This window comes from Mesorhizobium sp. M7A.F.Ca.US.005.03.2.1 (assembly GCF_003997795.1).
In the GTDB taxonomy this organism is placed as follows: domain Bacteria; phylum Pseudomonadota; class Alphaproteobacteria; order Rhizobiales; family Rhizobiaceae; genus Mesorhizobium; species Mesorhizobium ciceri.
In genome coordinates this window covers 1-570 of sequence record NZ_RZRP01001539.1, presented here as the reverse complement: position 1 = coordinate 570, position 570 = coordinate 1, and the positions used below count along the sequence as shown (strand labels likewise).

General features: G+C 64.6%; 1 pseudogene. It reads left to right on the top strand.

The features are described 5' to 3' along the window. Positions 1–181 precede the first annotated feature (181 nt). Positions 182–570, top strand: a pseudogene (locus tag EN991_RS38985) (ABC transporter ATP-binding protein); the annotation flags it as partial.

The window sequence follows — 570 nt, the reverse complement described above, 5'->3', positions numbered from 1 at the left end:
CCGGGAACTGGCGGGAGAACCCGCTTTCGATCGTGACCTCAACCTGCCGCACTGGCCGATCGTCGCCATGAATTTGCTCGGCGCGGCCAGGTTCGCGGTTCTCCTGCTGGTCAGACGGCCGCGAGCCGAACCGGTGCGCCAAGATCAACAAGCCAATGCCCAGGCGAGGTGAAACGCTGTAATGCCAATGCTGCCGCCAAACCTGCCGATGCTGTTCCGGGCGTTCGGAAAGCGGCAACTGCGCCTGCTTCCGGCGGTGGTGATTCTCGGCCTGGTCAGCGCCGTCCTCGAAGGGTTCGGCATCGGCCTGATCATCCCGTTGCTGGGCATCATCATGGGACACGGGGATGCCGCCGGAATGGCAGGCTTCTCCGCCGTCCTCCAGCACGTCGGATCGGGCTTGAGCGAGCGCGACCGGCTGATCGTCATTTCGGCCGCCATCCTCGGCTCGATCATCCTGAAGAACGTCTTCGCCTTCGCCAACACGCTGCTGACGACCTTCATCTCCGGCAAGGCAAGCCATTCCATCCGCAGCGCCCTGCCCGAGCAGCTGTTGCGGGTAGGCTCCCC